Raw genomic sequence first — 16,533 nt, forward strand, 5'->3', positions numbered from 1 at the left:
CTAACTGTTGGGCAAGGCTGCAGTATAGGACCACAGCGCTTGCGGGCGTAATAGATGCCCATTGCCAACACGGCGAGTATAACCGACGCGGTCAAAGAATTCCAAGACCTGGATCGCCCGCTTGCGGCCCAGACAACTGGCATCGCGGAAGGCGGCCGCGCCCACGGCGCCGGAACCGGGCGCCAGATTCTCATCCAGCTCCGCTTTTTCGGTCAGAGTGCGTACCAGTTGCGCCAGCTCGGCCAGCGCCGCCTGGTGATAAAACAGGTCGTGCACCACCTGGCTGATCTGCCCTGCCTTGGCAAGTTTACGCAACAGCCGGCGCGCGTCATCTTCGGCGAGGCCGAAGTCGCGCGCCAGGTCGCGCGTCCACGGCGGCTCGAAGCGCCCCCGCTCCAACGCCGCCAGCAAGGGTTCGGCCAGCGCCTGCTCCTGCGGCGTCAGTTCCACGCTGTGCGTCGGCAGATGCAGGCTGGCGCCGCGCGCCAGCACTTCGCCGCGCGCCAGCAAGCCTTCGACCAGATGGCTCCACAAGGCGTCTTCCATCTCCGCGTCGACGATGCGCTTCAGGCGCCACAGTTCCGGCCCTGCTTCATCGGGTGCACGCGCGTGGAACACCGCCAGGGCGGCCAGCACCCGCTCTTCCAGCACCAGCAACGCTGGCGGCGCCAGCAGCAGGGCGTCGCCACCGCGCAGGGCGATGCGCCGCGTCTCGGCCGGCAGCGCGATGGCGTTCGCCGGCAGCAGCGACAGGCGCACCAGCAGCGACTCGCGCAGCCCCAGCGGGCTTTGCGCCAGCAAGGCAGCAATATCGCCCTGTGCAACAAAGGCGGCCAGCGCGGCCAGCCAGGCCAGCCTGGCCGGGCTGCGCCGCTTGCGCGCGGGGCCGAACGGGTCGAGCACCATGCCGCCGCCCACCGTCTGCGTCGCTTGCGCATTGCGCACGACGAAGCGGTCGCCCGGCACGCCGTGCATGGGCGTCTCGAACACCAGTTGTACTCTGCCCGTCTGCCCCGGCGACAGAGTTTCGCCATCGAGCATGACGGCGCGCGCCAGCTGGTGCGCCGCGCCCAGGTGCACGTGCAGCGGCGACCAGGCTTTCAATTGCACGCCGGCGTCGGGCAGCAGGGTCAGTTCCACGTCGAGGCGTTCGGAACACTGCGCCAGTTCCGGCGCGACGATCCAGTTGCCCCGTTCGATGCGTTCGCGCTCGATGCCGGCCAGGTTCAGCGCCAGGCGCTGGCCCGCCATGCCCGTCCCGGCCGCGCGGTTTTGCGCATGGATGCTGCGCACGCGCGCTTGCGCGCCGCCAGGCGCCAGTTGCAGCATGTCACCCACCTGTACGCGTCCCGCCAGCGCCGTGCCGGTGACGATGGTGCCCTGCCCCGACAAGGTGAACACGCGGTCCACGCCCAGGCGGAACAAGCGCCGTTCATCGCGCTGCGGCAGGCTGCGCGCCACTTGCCTCAGGTGCGCCAGCAAGGCGGCCACGCCGGGATCGTTGTCGCGGCTGGCCGCCGTGGGGAAGATGGGGCTGCCCGCCAGCGGCGTGCCGGCCAGCAGCGCCTCGATGTCCGCCTCCACCTGCGCCACGCGGGCGCCGTCGGCGCGGTCGATCTTGGTCAGCGCCACGGCGCCGCGCGTCACGCCCAGCAGCTGCAAAATCGCCAGGTGCTCGTGCGTCTGCGGCATGATGCCGTCGTCGGCCGCCACCACCAGCAGGGCGAAGTCGATGCCCGTCACGCCGGACGCCATGGTACGGATGAATTTTTCGTGGCCCGGCACGTCGATCACGCCCAGCACCGTGCCGTCGGCCAGCGGCAGATAGGCATAGCCGAGTTCTATCGAGATGCCGCGCGCCTGCTCTTCCTTCAGGCGGTCCGTGTGCACGCCCGTCAGCGCGCGCGTGAGCGTCGTCTTGCCATGGTCGATATGGCCTGCGGTGCCGACGATCATGCGGACAACTCGCCGAGCTGCGCGATGAAGGCCGTCTCGTGCGCCGCTTCCAGGCAGCGCAGGTCCAGCCACAGAGTGTCTTGGCCGATGCGCCCGATCACGGGGCACGGCAAGGCGCGCAAACGCTGTTCCAGCACGCCCAATGGGTTGCTCAGGCGCGAGCCGGAAGCGCTGCGGATGGCCAGGCCAAAGCTGGGCAGCTGGTCGACGGGCAAGGCGCCGCTGCCGATCTGGCTTTGCATGGCTTCGGCCGTGACCACGTACTGCATGCCCAACGCGCCCTGCAGCAGCGGCAGCAGGGTTTGCGCCTGCCCGCGCATGGCGGCCGCGGGGCGCGTCAACAGGCGCAAGGTGGTCAGACGTTCGGCCAGCAAGTCCGGCGCGCGGTACAGCTGCAGCACCGGGGCCAATGCCGCCAGGGTCAGCTTGCCGACCCGCAGCGCGCGTTTCAGGGGGTTGCGCTTGATCTTCGCGATCAAATCGGCGCGCCCGACGATGACGCCGCATTGCGGCCCGCCCAGCAATTTATCGCCGCTGAAGGTGACCAGGTCGGCACCCGCTTCGATGGTTTCGCGCACCGTTGTTTCATGCGGCAAGCCATACTGGGCCAGGTCGACCAGGGTGCCGCTGCCCAGGTCCACGGCCGTCGGCACACCGTGTTTGGATGCCAGCGGCACCAGTTCGTCGAGTTCCACGCTTTTCGTGAAACCGGTGATCGCGTAATTGCTGCAATGGACCTTCATCAAGAGGGCCGTGTCTTCATTCACGCCATTGGCGTAATCGGCCAGGTGGGTGCGGTTGGTGCTGCCTACTTCGCGCAGCACGGCGCCGGCGCGCGTCATCACGTCGGGGATGCGGAAGGCGCCGCCGATTTCCACCAGTTCACCGCGCGAGACGACGACCTCTTTATTCTGCGCCAGGGTATTCAACATCAGCAGCACGGCGGCCGCATTGTTGTTGACGATGGTGGCCGCTTCGGCGCCCGTCAGTTCGCGCAGCAATTCCTCGACCAGGTCGTCGCGGTCGCCGCGCTTGCCCGTCTCCAGGTCGAATTCCAGGTTCATCGGCCACTGCAGCGCTTCCACCACGGCTTGCACGGCCGCGTCGGGCAGCAGCGCGCGGCCCAGATTCGTGTGCAGCACGGTGCCCGTCAGGTTGAACACGGCGCGCAGCTGCGAGCGCGATTGGGCCTGCAACCGCTCGCCCATGTGCGCGGCGATGGCGGTGATCGATGCGCCCTCCTCGCACACTGCGCCGGCCAGCATGGCCGTGCGCAGTTCGGCCAGCACGGCGCGCGCGCTGGCCAGGGTTTGCACGCGGCCGTAATTCGCAATCAGGGCCAGGCAAGCCGCGTCGCCCAGGATGCGGTCGACCGACGGCAGGCGCACGGTTTGCCCCGTCGTCATGCTGGCTGGCCCTCGCCGCTGTCGTTCTTCCCCAGCCACAGCAGCGGATTGCCGCTGGCGCGCTGGTAGCCCGCTTCGCCCACCAGCAGGTCGAGCATCAGGCTGGCCAGGTCGTCGGCCAGCGGTTCGACATTGTAATCGTGTTCCTGGTTGAAGACTTTGCGATAGGTATGGCAATCGTCGCAGGTTTCCGCACGCGCCACCTTCTTCGGATCATTCGCCTTGTTGGGCAATTTGTCGTCCTTCGCCGCCACGGGGTCGAACGGCGCAGCATCGGCCGCGTCCAGGCCCTGGTAGGCGATCTTGCCATTCTGTTCGCAAGTCGAGCACTTCACGCGCACCATATGCCATTCGCTTTCGCAAATGCCGCAGTGCAGATAGCGGTAACCCTGCGACTGGCCGCCGATGCGGATCACGCTGGCGACGGGGTGCGAACCGCAGACGGGACACAGGGTACCCGTTTCCAGGTCCGGCACGCGCGCGGCGCGCAGTTCACTGGCCGACACCGACCATAAAATCTGCAGCGCGGCGGCGACGAACGGCGCGTGCATGGGATTGAGGTTGTCGCCGTTTTCATCGAGCACGGCATCGGCGCAGGCGTCCAGCGCTGGCGCATCGAGCGCGCGCAGCTGCGCCAGCACCTGGGTCAGGCCGCCGGACAATGCCGGCTGGCTGGCCGCCGTGCTCGCCAATTCATCGAGCAGGCTGGCAAAGATGTCGCGCCAGACGGGCGGACGGGCGCCATTCACGGGCAGCACCGGCATGCGGTGCTGCATCGCGCGGCGCAGCGCGTCGGGGTCGGCGGCGGGCACGGCGCCGGGCGTCAGCTTTCCCACCACGGCGGCCTGCGCGTCGGCCAGCGCGGCCATCAGCACCAGGTAACCCTGCATGCCCGCGTCGACGGGGATGCCCTTGATATTGCCTTGCGCCAGTTCGCGCAAGCGCAAGGCGCGCGCCTTGAACAAGCTGTCAGGCTGCGGCAGCAGCAGGCGCGGAATCGCGTTGTGGTCCAGGCCTTCGATTTCGCCTGGCTGAAGAATGCGTTGTACCAATGGAGTTTTCCCATCAAAAAAAGCAAGGCAGAGCCAGCGGAGTTGGCTGTGCTGTAAAAGTATTTTAATCGATAAAAAGAAAGGGGCCAGTCCTGGGGGACTGGCCCTGGCATACGAAAACGCCGGCGGCGGAGCATGTCGGCTTACGCGAAGCTAAGCCGACCTACCCTGCTGCCTACTTTTCCGTATGACGGATCACCGATTCAAACCACTTCGGATGGTGCTTGCGCGCCCAGCCGTAGGTGACGGTGCCGCGCACCATGGCGCCGATCGAGCCCTTGACCCACAGCGCCGCATAGATATGCACGATGATGGCGCAGATGATGGCAAAAGCGCAACCGGCATGCAGCAAGGCGGCAAAGCGCACCACGTCGATCGGGAAGTAGAACGCGAAATACGCGCGCCAGATCACGATGCCCGACAGCAGCAAGCCGATCATGCTGACCAGCAACACGAAGAACAGGATCTTCTGGCCGGCATTGTATTTGCCGATCTTCGGAAGCTTTTCCTCACGGTTGTTGAGCACGTCGTCCATTTGCTTGAGCCACTGCTTGTCGCCGTCCTCGAACTTGTTGTGGTGCCAGAAGCGCACCACCAGGATCGCGAACGAGACAAACATCACCAGGCCGGCAAACGGATGCAAGATGCGCGTCCATTGACCGCCGCCGAACAGGTTCGCCAGCCACGCCATCGAGGGATGGAACATGGCCAGGCCGGACAGGGCCAGCATGACGAAAGTGATCGCGGTGACCCAGTGATTCGTGCGCTCGTTCGAGTCGTAACGCTGGATCAACGGGTTGCCATCCTTGTCGCGCAGCTTGCCATCGTGATGTTCACTATGCTTCATGCTGTTCCTCCCGGATGCGCTTGGCCTCTTCCAAGGCTTCGTGCTCTTCGTCCTTGCTCACTTCGTTCGGACCGACACGCGTGTAATGGAAGAAGCCTGCCAGTGCCGTGGCAGCCATGCCGGCCACTGCCAGCGGCTTGGACCAGCCCTTCCAGAAGCCCACCATCGGGCTGATGCGCGGGCGTTCCGGCAAGTTCGAATACAGCTTCGGCTTGTCGGCATGGTGCAGCACGTACATCACGTGCGTGCCGCCCACGCCCAGCGGATCGTACAGGCCCGCGTTCTCGAAACCGCGCGACTTCAGGTCGACGATGCGCTCTTCCGCATGCACCTTCATGTCTTCCTTGGTGCCGAAGAGGATGGCGCCCGTCGGGCAGGTTTTCACGCAGGCCGGTTCCTGGCCCACGGCCACGCGGTCCGAACAGAGCGTGCACTTGTAGGCGCGGTCGTCCTTTTTCGAAATGCGGGGCACGTCGAAAGGACAGCCGGCCACGCAGTAGCCGCAACCGATGCAGTTTTCCTGGTGGAAATCGACGATGCCGTTCGTGTATTGCACGATGGCGCCCGGCGCCGGACAGGCTTTCAAACAGCCCGGATCCTCGCAGTGCATGCAGCCATCCTTGCGGATCAGCCACTCGAGGTTGCCGTCGTTGTCTTCGTGTTCGGCAAAACGCATCACCGTCCACGATTGCGGCGTCAGGTCCGTCGGATTGTCATAGGTGCCATGGTTTTCGCCGACTTCGTCGCGCAAGTCGTTCCATTCCATGCACGCCGTCTGGCAAGCCTTGCAGCCGATGCATTTCGACACATCGATCAGCTTGGCCACGGTACCCGTCACCGGGCTGCGCGCTTGCGGCGGCGTCACCGTGGTAGCCGACAGGCGCCGGATATCTAAGGATTGCAGTGCCATTATTGAGCTCCCATCATGCTTTTTCCACCTTCACGAGGAAGGACTTGAATTCCGGCGTTTGCGAATTCGCATCCCCCACGCCCGGTGTCAGGGTATTGATCAGATACCCCGGCTTGGCCACGCCCGTAAAGCCCCAGTGCAGCGGCAGGCCGACGGTATGCACCTGCTTGCCCTCGATCATCAAAGCCTTGATGCGCTTGGTGACCACGGCCTTGGCGATGATGTGACCCCGCTTGGAACTGACGCGCACTTCACCGCCGGCGACGACGCCGATGCTCTTGGCCAGCTCTTCGCCGATTTCAACGAATTGCTGCGGCTGGATGATGGCGTTCAGGCGCGCATGCTTGGTCCAGTAATGGAAATGCTCGGTCAGGCGGTAGCTGGTCGCCACATGCGGATACTCCTCGTGCGTGCCGAACATTTTCCGGTCATCGGCGAACACGCGCGCGGCCGGATTGCTGGTCGCTTGCGGGTTTTTCGGATGCATGGGGTTGTAGCCCAGCGGATTTTCGAACGGCTCGTAATGCTCGGGGAACGGCCCTTCGGCCATGGCGCCACGCGCAAAGAAGCGCGCCACGCCTTCGCCCAGCATGATGAACGGACCCATGCCGTTTTCCGGCGGCTCGTCGACCTTGAAGTCGGGAATATCTGCCCCGCTCCAGTTCGTCCCATTCCACTCGATCAACTTGCGCGTCGGGTCGAAAGGCTTGCCCTTCAAGTCGCACGAAGCGCGGTTGTACAGCACGCGGCGGTTGGCCGGCCACGCCCAGGCCCAGCCCAGAGTCTGGCCGATGCCGGTCGGGTCGCTATTGTCGCGCCGTCCCATCTGGTTGCCCGCCTGCGTCCAGCTGCCGGCGAAGATCCAGCAACCGCTCGACGTCGTGCCGTCGTCGCGCAATTGCGCAAACGAGGCCAGCTGCTCACCCTTTTTCACCAGCAGCTTGGTCGGATCCTTGAGATCGTACAAGTCGGCCAGCGCACGGCCGTTGAATTCGCGGGCGATTTCTTCCGGCTGCGGGTTATGCGGCTGCGCATAATTCCACGTCAGGTTGAGAATAGGATCGGGGAACTTGCCGCCCTCTTTCTGGTACATGCTACGCATGCGCAAGAACAGGCCCGACATGATCTCCAGGTCGCTGCGCGCCTGGCCCGGCGGTTCGGCCGCCTGCCAGTGCCACTGCAGCACGCGCGAGGAACTCACCAGCGAACCGCGCTCTTCGGCGAAGCAGCTGGTCGGCAAGCGGAACACTTCGGTCATGATCTTGGTGGGATCGACTTCGTGGTATTGGCCATGCGGCTTCCAGAATTCGCCCGTTTCCACGGCCAGCGGGTCCATGATGACGAGGAACTTCAGTTTCGACAACGCTTCCGTGACCTTCTGCTTGTTCGGCGCGGACGCCAGCACGTTGAAGCCCTGGCAGATATAGCCCGTCATCTTGCCTTGGTGCATGTTCTCGATGGCTTGCATCAAGTCATACGGCTTGTCGAGTTTCGGCAGGTAGTCGAACGCGTAATTGTTCTCGGCCGTGGCGAAATCACCCCACCACGTCTTCATGAAGCTGACGTGGAACTTGCGGTAATTGCTCCAGTAGCTGAGCTGGTTCGGCCGCAGCGGCTTGGTGGCGCGCGCGCCGATATACGCATCGAAGTCCTGCTCGGCTTCATTCGGCAGGGTCATATAACCTGGCAACAGGTTCGACATCAGGCCCAGATCGGTCAAGCCCTGGATGTTCGAGTGGCCGCGCAAGGCGTTCATGCCGCCGCCCGCGATACCCATATTACCCAGCAACAGCTGCACCATGGCGCCCGTGCGGATGGTTTGCGCGCCCGTCGAGTGGTGCGTCCAGCCCAGTGCGTACAGGATGGTGCCGGCGCGTCCCGGCACGGCGGTCGAAGCCAGGGCTTCAGCCACCTTGTGGAACTTGTCGGGCGACACGCCGCACGTCCGTTCGACCATCTCGGTCGTGTAACGTGCGTAGTGCTTCTTCATCATCTGGTAGACGCAGCGCGGGTGTTCCAGGGTCGGGTCGACCTTGGCATAGCCGTCGTCGCCGATCTCGTAATCCCAGGTGGCCTTGTTGGTGTACTTGCCTTTTTCTTTGTCGTAACCCGAGAACAGGCCATCTTCGAACGCATAGTCTTCGCGCACGATGAAAGGCATATCCGTGTAGTTGCGCACGTACTCATGCTGGATCTTGTCGTTCGTCAGCAGATAATTGATGATCGCGCCGAGGAAGACGATGTCCGTGCCGGTACGCGTGGCGCAGTAGTAATCTGCCACGGATGCGGTACGGGTAAAACGCGGATCGACAACGATCAGCTTGGCCTTGTTATGCGCCTTCGCTTCCGTAACCCATTTGAATCCGCAAGGATGTGCTTCTGCTGCATTGCCGCCCATGACCAAAATCACATCGGCATTCTTGATATCGACCCAATGATTCGTCATCGCGCCACGGCCAAACGTCGGGGCAAGACCTGCCACCGTCGGTCCGTGTCATACACGCGCCTGATTATCAAAGGTCAGCATCCCCATGCTGCGCACTGTCTTGTGGGTCAGGTAACCGACCTCGTTGCTGCCGGCGGACGCGGCCAGCATGCCGGTGGAGAGCCAGCGGTTGACGGTCTTGCCGTCGGCATTCTTCTCGATCAGGTTGGCATCGCGGTCGTCCTTCATCAGGCGCGCGATCTTGTCGAGCGCCACATCCCAGGAGATCGGTTGCCATTCCGTGCCGCCCGGTGCGCGGTATTCGGGCACTTTCAGGCGGTTCGGGCTGTGGATGAAGTCGACCAGACTGGCACCTTTCGGGCACAGGGTGCCGCGGTTCACCGGGTGATCGGCATCGCCTTCCACGTGGATGATGCTGGAGACGGCATTTTTCGCGCCGTCGCCCAGACCATACAGCAGGACGCCACATCCTACCGAACAGTAAGGACAGGTATTGCGTGTCTCGGTGGTGCGAGACAGCTTGTATTGCCGCACTTCCGCCATCGCCTGGCCCGGTGCGAAACCGAGCAGGGCGAGGCTGGAACCAGCAATGGTCGCGCCAGTTACCCGAAGGAACTGGCGCCTGGACATCTGAACCATATTCAGGCCTCTATGATGTGAGTAAATAAAAAGTCATACAACGTCGTGGTGGTGTCATATCGCCAAGATATAAGCACCATGCCTGTGCCGTATGACAGTATTTTACGCCTCAAACCCCGTCAAGGCTCAGTCCGTCGGATAAAATTGCACATAGTCAACATTATTTGACCGGTACCGAATAGTTCCTCTAAACAATGGCAGCCCGCCCGGCCCAGCTCCCCCATGAAAAAACCCGCTCGCGAGCGGGTTTTGAGGAAGCGACAAAATTACAGGCTGTAACGCAAGGTCAGCGCCACGTTGCGCGGCGCGCCCGGCAAGCTCAGGTTCGGGCTGGAACCGTGGCCCGAGACGATGTAGCGCGTATCGCCGATATTGTTGACGTTCAGCTGCACTTCATAGCGGCCCGTGCGGTATGCCGCCATGGCGTCGGCCGTCACATAGCCGGGCAAGACCACCGTGTTGCCGGCATTGGCAAAACGGCTGCCGACGGCATTCGCGCCGCCGCCCACCGTGAAGCCGTGGCCCAGCTCTTTCGTCAGCCACAGATTGGCCGTGTTGCGCGCAGTCAAAGTGGCGCGCTTGCCTTTGACAGGCACTTCTCTGGCGATGATGCCGCCCGGCACGTTGACGCTCTTGTCGACGGCGATGGAATCGGTGATCGTGGCGTCCAGCCAAGCATAGCCGGCCATCATTTTCCAGCCATCGTGCAAATCCGCGTTGAAGGTCAGTTCCAGGCCGTCCGTGCGCTGCGTGCCGACGGGCACGATGCGGTTCGTGATCGGATCGCTGGTCTTGATATTGTCGCGTTCCAGGCGGAACAGCGACACAGTGGCATTCGCGCGGCCGCCCCACAGATCGTACTTGGCGCCCACTTCCGTGTTGCGCGTGGTTTCCGGCGCCAGGTCGGTATTGTTGGCGGCCAGGGCGAAGTTCTCGCCGCTGGGCTGGAAGGAACGGCTCCACGACGCATAGTACGACTGCACGGCGCTCGGTTGCCAGACGAGGCCGGCGCGCGGGCTGAACGCCGCATCCGTGCGCGACAGGTCTGCCGTCGTCACGCCAAGCGCATTGGCCAGGCGCGACTGCTGCTTGTAGCGGTCATAGCGCAAGCCGGCCAGCGCCTTCCACTCGTCGCTGAAAGCAATGGCATCCTGCACGTAGGCGGCGGCCGTGTCGTAGGTACCGAAGGTATCGCTGCGCACACCCAGCTTGCTGCGGTTGACCTGCTGCAGGACAGGATTGAAGATCGACACGTTCGGCGCCACCAAGATGGCGGCCCAGCTGTTGGCATCCTTGTTTTGCTTGCCGAACTCGGCGCCGTACAGCACTTCGTGGCGCAGGCTGCCGGTGACCAGTTTTTGCGTCAGTTCCGTCTGGTTGAACCAGCCGCTCTCGTCGCGGTTCAGCTTGGCGTGCGCCAAGTTCATCGTGCCTTTGACTTCGTTGACGTTGCCGGAAATATTCGTGTTGTTGCGGTCCAGGTGGTAATCGTAATAGCGGAAGGCATTGCGCAGCGACAAGCTATCGCTGAACTTGTGCGTCAGGGTGGCGGCCGTGGAGACCACGCGCGACTGGCTGAAATCGGCATCGCGGGCATTGGCAGCGCCGTAGTAAGTACTCGCATCGACAGCCACAGCGCGGCCATGCCAGGACGGGATGCCGAAGTCCGTCAGACGGCGGTCTTCCAGGTAATCGCCCTGCAGCAGCAGCTTGGTCGCGCCAGAGAGGCGGATGGCCACCGATGGCGCCAGCGCCGTACGGTTGATGAATTGCTGCGCGCGGTAGCTGTCGGACACTTCGCGCGCGCCCGTGACGCGCCAGTCCACCGTCTCGCCCACGCGGCCCACGTCGACTTCACCGCGACGCCCTTTTGTATTCGTCAGGCTCAAGGCCACGTCCGTGATATCGATACCCGGTTTTTTGGTGATGCGGTTGACCAGGCCGCCCGAGGAACCGCGACCGTACAGCACGGCGGCCGGTCCCTTGATCACTTCCAGCCGCTCCACATTCGACAGGTCGCGGAAATACAGCGCGTCATCGCGGAAGCCGTCGACGAACTGGTCGCCGATGGCCGTGAAGCCGCGAATGAACACCTGGTCGCGCTGGCCGTCGCCCGTGGACAAGCCCACACCGGGGATATTCTTCATGATGTCCTGGATCGACATGGCGTTCTGGTCGCGGATGACGGCGGCCGGCACCACATTGATCGTCTGCGGCACGTCGCGCAGGGCCATTTCCGTCTTGGTACCGCTGGCGGACGTCCCGGCGACATAGCCGTCCTTGTCCTTCGATGCCGTCACGGTGACGGCGGGCAAGCTTTCCTGCGCCCACGCCGCCAATGGCGTGGCGCCGAAGCTCAAGGCGCCCAGTACGGCGAGCGTGATCGGTTTACATCCTGGCTTGCGCTGTTGCTGCATACAATTCCCTGGTCGATTATTTAATACGAATGATTATCATTAGTATTTTATCAGCCGGCACGGCAAAAAGTAAGGTGAAATGTAAGTGATAGTACTTATGAACCAGGTACTTGATGTAAAAAAGCAACAATGATTTAATGTCAATAAGTAATTAAAATTGCTTTGAAAAACTATTTCCGTGCGTCAATGCTATACTTGCGCCTGCTGGTCAGCGGCTCCCCACGCCGCCACACCCCTTGCTTTACCTCCAACGCCGTGCACAGCGCGGCGCGCCGCAATGCAATCAAGCGGCACCCGAAGACCCCGATCCCCTGCGCCTTGCGGCGCCTGTCCGCCCCTGCTGGCGGCGGCGATCATGACTATTACATTGTTAGGACTTACATGAAAAACCTGAACATCGGCAGCCGCCTTGGCGTCGGCTTTGCTGTCGTATTGCTGTTGCTTGCCGCCTTGACCATCACCGCCCTGGTGCGCATGCAAACGGCCAGCGACCTGACCTACCGCCTCATCAATACCAGCATCAAGAACCAGCGCATGGTGGCCGAATGGTCGAAGATCATTGAATTGAACAGCGTGCGCGGCGTGGCCTCGTTTGAAATCCCCGATCCCGTCGTGCGCGCCAAGATCGAGGAAGACTTGAAAGTCGATGCCGAGCGTTCCAGCAAACTGCAGGACGACATCGTCGCCTCGCTGCGCAACCCGGGCGTGATCGAGCAGTTCAAGGTCGTGCGCAAGGTGCGCACCGACTATGTGACGACGCGCGCACGCGCCTTCAAGATGAAGGCCGACGGCGACGTGGCGGGCGCCAAGGAAGTGTTCGACAAGGAAGTCGCGCCGATCACCGTGGCTTACCTGGCCGAAGTGAAACGTTTTGCCGGCATGCAGATCAAGGCCGCCGACGGCGTCGGCGCCAGCATCATCGAAGCCTACAGCAGCACCCGCATCTTCCTCATCACCATGGGCGTGCTGGCCGTGCTGATGGGCATCGGCTTCGCCTGGTGGATCACGCGTTCGATCACCGGCCCCATCCGCGATGCCGTGAAAGTGGCGGAAACCGTGGCAGCAGGCGACCTGAGCAGTATCATCACGGTGCAAGGCCGCGATGAAACGGGCCAGCTGATGCATGCACTGAAAACCATGAACGACAGCCTGGTCGGCATCGTCGGCCAGGTGCGCAGCGGCACCGACACCATCGCCACGGCGTCCGCAGAAATTGCCGCCGGCAACCAGGACCTGTCGTCGCGCACGGAACAGCAAGCCAGCTCGCTGGAAGAAACCGCGTCGTCGATGGAAGAATTGACCAGTACCGTGAAGCAGAATGCGGACAATGCGCGCCAGGCCAATAAACTGGCCGGCGACGCCGCCGGCATCGCCAGCCGCGGCGGCGCCGTGGTGGCCGAAGTGGTGGCCACCATGGGCGAGATCAATACCTCGTCGAAGAAAATCGTCGATATCATTTCCGTCATCGACGGCATCGCCTTCCAGACCAACATCCTGGCCCTGAACGCGGCCGTGGAAGCGGCACGCGCCGGCGAACAGGGTCGCGGCTTCGCCGTGGTGGCCACGGAAGTGCGCAACCTGGCGCAGCGCTCGGCAGCGGCGGCAAAAGAGATCAAGGGCTTGATCGACGACTCCGTGCAAAAGGTCGACGTGGGCACGGATCTGGTCGACAAGGCCGGCAAGACGATGGAAGAAATCGTGCAAAGCATAGGCTTCGTCACGTCCATCATGAGCGAGATCAGCAACGCCAGCGAAGAGCAGAGTGCCGGCATCGAGCAAGTCAACCAGGCCATTTCCGAAATGGACCAGGTGACGCAGCAAAATGCAGCCCTGGTGGAAGAAGCCTCGGCCGCAGCCGAAGCGATGCAGGAGCAGGCGAGCGAACTGGCGCAAGTGGTCAGCGTGTTCCGCCTGGACGCGAATGCGGCGGCGACCGACCGTTTCAGCATGAAAGCGGCACAGCGCAGCGCGCCGGCAGCTCCGGCAACCCCGGCCGCGCCTGCCCGCAAGGCCTCGCCCCCTGCCCTGCGCCTGCCCGTGACGCGCAAGAGCGGCAAGGCTGCGGCGCCGGCCGAAGGCGAGTGGGAAGAGTTTTAAATCTGCTTAAGCAAGCCGTGCGGCATCACGCCGCGCGGGCTTGCGCCTGGGTGATCAGTGCCGCCAGCTCGCGCGGCACGGATTGCCCCAGAAATTCCAGCGCCAGTTGTTCCGGATCGATGGCTGCATCCGGCGGCAAGCCAAGCTCAAAGCCCCCCACCATGATGCGGCAGAAATGCGGCGATTCGGGCCGCGTTTCCACATACCAGCAACCAGCATGGCCCTGCACGAAGTATTCGCCGATAAAGTAGCCGAGCATGGTTTTCACCCACTGCCAGCTCTCGTCGCGGATGACGATGGTGCGCATGGCCGCATCGATGTACGGCAGGTATTCGGCCGCGTTCGTCAACACTTCGTGCGCCGGCTGGATGCCCAGGCGCTCGACGAAGTTCACCAGCGAGGCGCCCAGCGCGTCATAGTAGGCGTCAAAAGCCGTTTGGCTTTGTTGCAATAATTGTTCTTGTTCGTTCGACAGCATTCACACTCCACAGGCATTCAACAATCCCCTATTTTACGCCACGCTCACATCCACCCCGGCCCGCTGCAGCAAGGCCTCATTGCGAGCGGACAACTGCGTCACCTGAAGGTGCTTGCCCGCCTTCTCATAGCGTTCATACAGGGCTTCGATGGCGGCGATGGCCGAGTGATCGGCCATGTGCAGGTGCCGGCAATCGAGCGTCACGCGCGCCGGATCGGCCGCGGGCTGGAACAGCTCCTGGAAGTGCGTGGCCGAGGCGAAAAACAGGGTGCCGTGCGGCAGGTACACGCGCATGCCAGGGCAGCTGTCATCGATGTCGGCGCGCATGTCGCGTGCATGTTGCCAGGAAAAATTCAAGGCGGCGATGACGATGCCGCACAGCACCGCCGTCGCCAGATCCGTGAACACCGTGATGACCGTCACGGCGACGATCACCAGCGCATCCTGCAGCGGCACCTTGCCCAGCACGCGCAAGGAACCCCAGGCAAATGTCTGCTGTGCCACGACGAACATCACGCCGACCAGGGCGGCCAGCGGGATGCGCTCGATCAGCGGCGAGAGGAACAGGATGAACAATAAAATCATCACGCCAGCCGTCACGCCCGACAGGCGCGAGCGCCCGCCCGAACTCAGGTTGATCATGGTCTGTCCGATCATGGCGCAGCCGCCCATGCCGCCAAACAGGCCCGACACGACATTCGAGGCACCGAGGGCGATGCATTCGCGGTTGGGCTGGCCCCGCGTTTCAGTCATCTCATCGGTGAGATTGAAAGTGAGCAAGGTTTCCAGCAAGCCCACCATGGCCATCAGCGCCGCATACGGAAAAATGATGTGCAAGGTCGCCATATCCAGCGGCACGGCGGGCCAATGCAGGGCCGGCAAGCCGCCGGCGATATGCGCGAGGTCGCCCAGGGTGCGCGTGGGCAAGTGCAAGACATGGCTGAGCACGCCCACTCCCAGGATGGCCACCAGCGCGGGCGGCACAGCCTTCGTGACGCGCGGCAGCACGTAGACGATGGCCATGGTCAGCGCCACCAGCGCGCCCATCACAAGCAAAGGCGTGCCTTGCAGCCAGGTTTCGCCGTGCGGCGTGGCCTGGCGAAAGTGTTCCAGCTGCGCCATGGCGATGACGATGGCCAGGCCATTCACAAAGCCCAGCATCACCGGGTAGGGCACCATGCGGATCAGTTTACCGAGACGCAAGATGCCAAACAGCGCCATCAGGATGCCGCTGAGCACCACGGTGGCCAGCAGATATTGCACGCCATGCTGGGCCACCAGCGCCACGATGACGACGGCCATGGACCCGGCCGCGCCCGAAATCATGCCGGGGCGCCCGCCAAAGATTGCCGTCAATGCGCAAATGATGAAGGCGCCATACAGGCCCATCAGGGGATTGAGTTGCGCCACCAGAGCGAAAGCGATGCATTCGGGCACCAGGGCAAACGAGGTGGTCAGGCCCGCCAGGACATTTTTTTGTACATTCGGGAACCACTCATCCCGAAAAGTCGTGTTGATCATTGATTCAAATCCAAGGTCGAAACTGGGAAATCCGCGCCTGACGCAGATTCATCGGGCGCAGCCATGCCAGCGGGCGTCAGAAAAATGCCGTGCCGAAGTTTAACGGAGAGGAAAATCGTCAGTGACTACATGGGGTTGGCGGAAAGGGGAAGTTTCATCACGGCGCCAGGCGGCGCGGCTGAGCGTGCGGGCATTATACAAGAAGCGCTACAGGCAAAAAAATAGCCCACTCGAAAGCGGGCTATTTTTTTCATCTGGAGGCGAGGACGGGAATCGAACCCGTCTAAACGGCTTTGCAGGCCGCTGCATAACCTCTTTGCTACCTCGCCAGAGGAACTGCTTGGATGCGCCTTGCGGCCCACCTTGAAAACTGGAGCGGGAGAAGAGTCTCGAACTCTCGACCTCAACCTTGGCAAGGTTGCGCTCTACCAACTGAGCTACTCCCGCATTGGAGCTTGTTTACCACTTAATCGCGCCGCGCCAACTGCTTTGCGGCGGATAAAAAAAGGAAGCCAGCTTAGCTTCCCTTTAGAATTCTGGAGCGGGAGAAGAGTCTCGAACTCTCGACCTCAACCTTGGCAAGGTTGCGCTCTACCAACTGAGCTACTCCCGCATTGGAGCTTCTATTTTCTGCTACTGCCATCTTGCTGTACTGCCTCCAGCTTGCGCTGGAGCGGGAGAAGAGTCTCGAACTCTCGACCTCAACCTTGGCAAGGTTGCGCTCTACCAACTGAGCTACTCCCGCATACGAACCGCTATTTTAC

The 16,533-nt window shown here is 62.7% G+C and carries 10 protein-coding genes and 4 tRNA genes; 1 reads left to right on the forward strand and 13 read right to left on the reverse strand.

Features of this window, described 5'->3' with window-relative positions:
- The 7 genes from selB to FJQ89_RS09655 all read right to left on the reverse strand — a co-directional run bounded on the left by selB (position 1) and on the right by FJQ89_RS09655 (position 11,673).
- On the reverse strand, positions 1 to 1,956 hold the full coding sequence (gene selB / locus FJQ89_RS09625; protein WP_141170022.1) for a selenocysteine-specific translation elongation factor: 1,956 nt from the start codon (positions 1,954 to 1,956) through the stop codon (positions 1 to 3).
- Positions 1,953 to 3,362 carry an L-seryl-tRNA(Sec) selenium transferase gene (gene selA / locus FJQ89_RS09630; RefSeq protein ID WP_141170023.1) on the reverse strand — a complete coding sequence of 470 codons (1,410 nt, stop codon included), beginning with the start codon at positions 3,360 to 3,362 and terminating at the stop codon, positions 1,953 to 1,955. Before selA ends, selB begins: the two co-directional genes overlap by 4 nt.
- Positions 3,359 to 4,414: a formate dehydrogenase accessory protein FdhE gene (gene fdhE / locus FJQ89_RS09635; RefSeq protein ID WP_141170024.1), complete on the reverse strand. Its 1,056-nt coding sequence runs from the start codon at positions 4,412 to 4,414 to the stop codon at positions 3,359 to 3,361. The genes selA and fdhE overlap by 4 nt, the downstream gene beginning before the upstream one ends.
- Positions 4,415 to 4,589: 175 nt before the next feature.
- Complete coding sequence (locus FJQ89_RS09640; protein ID WP_141170025.1) at positions 4,590 to 5,261, reverse strand: formate dehydrogenase subunit gamma; 672 nt, start codon at positions 5,259 to 5,261, stop codon at positions 4,590 to 4,592.
- Positions 5,251 to 6,171, reverse strand: coding sequence for a formate dehydrogenase subunit beta (fdxH, locus tag FJQ89_RS09645; protein WP_141170026.1), 921 nt, complete (start codon positions 6,169 to 6,171; stop codon positions 5,251 to 5,253). The genes FJQ89_RS09640 and fdxH overlap by 11 nt, the downstream gene beginning before the upstream one ends.
- Before the next feature lie 13 nt (positions 6,172 to 6,184).
- On the reverse strand, positions 6,185 to 9,256 hold the full coding sequence (fdnG, locus tag FJQ89_RS09650) for a formate dehydrogenase-N subunit alpha (protein WP_141170027.1): 3,072 nt from the start codon (positions 9,254 to 9,256) through the stop codon (positions 6,185 to 6,187).
- A gap of 266 nt (positions 9,257 to 9,522) precedes the next feature.
- Positions 9,523 to 11,673: a TonB-dependent receptor gene (locus FJQ89_RS09655; RefSeq protein WP_141170028.1), complete on the reverse strand. Its 2,151-nt coding sequence runs from the start codon at positions 11,671 to 11,673 to the stop codon at positions 9,523 to 9,525.
- A gap of 381 nt (positions 11,674 to 12,054) precedes the next feature.
- Here FJQ89_RS09655 and FJQ89_RS09660 point away from each other — a divergent pair, with 381 nt between their 5' ends.
- Positions 12,055 to 13,770 carry a methyl-accepting chemotaxis protein gene (locus FJQ89_RS09660; RefSeq protein ID WP_141170029.1) on the forward strand — a complete coding sequence of 572 codons (1,716 nt, stop codon included), beginning with the start codon at positions 12,055 to 12,057 and terminating at the stop codon, positions 13,768 to 13,770.
- Positions 13,771 to 13,795: 25 nt separating this feature from the next.
- On the opposite strand, the gene FJQ89_RS09665 is transcribed toward FJQ89_RS09660, so the two are convergent.
- From FJQ89_RS09665 to FJQ89_RS09690, 6 genes are all read right to left on the reverse strand, one after another.
- Positions 13,796 to 14,248 (reverse strand): hypothetical protein, encoded by a 453-nt coding sequence (locus FJQ89_RS09665; protein WP_141170030.1) that lies wholly within the window; start codon positions 14,246 to 14,248, stop codon positions 13,796 to 13,798.
- Positions 14,249 to 14,281: 33 nt separating this feature from the next.
- On the reverse strand, positions 14,282 to 15,769 hold the full coding sequence (locus FJQ89_RS09670) for a SulP family inorganic anion transporter (RefSeq protein ID WP_141170031.1): 1,488 nt from the start codon (positions 15,767 to 15,769) through the stop codon (positions 14,282 to 14,284).
- Between the two features lie 255 nt (positions 15,770 to 16,024).
- Positions 16,025 to 16,098 (reverse strand) — tRNA-Cys (locus FJQ89_RS09675).
- A 42-nt stretch (positions 16,099 to 16,140) separates the two neighbouring features.
- A tRNA-Gly gene (locus FJQ89_RS09680) sits at positions 16,141 to 16,216 on the reverse strand.
- Positions 16,217 to 16,306: 90 nt separating this feature from the next.
- A tRNA-Gly gene (locus tag FJQ89_RS09685) sits at positions 16,307 to 16,382 on the reverse strand.
- Between the two features lie 56 nt (positions 16,383 to 16,438).
- A tRNA-Gly gene (locus FJQ89_RS09690) sits at positions 16,439 to 16,514 on the reverse strand.
- Positions 16,515 to 16,533: the final 19 nt, after the last annotated feature.

The organism is Janthinobacterium tructae (assembly GCF_006517255.1).
Classification (GTDB): Bacteria; Pseudomonadota; Gammaproteobacteria; order Burkholderiales; family Burkholderiaceae_D; genus Janthinobacterium; species Janthinobacterium tructae.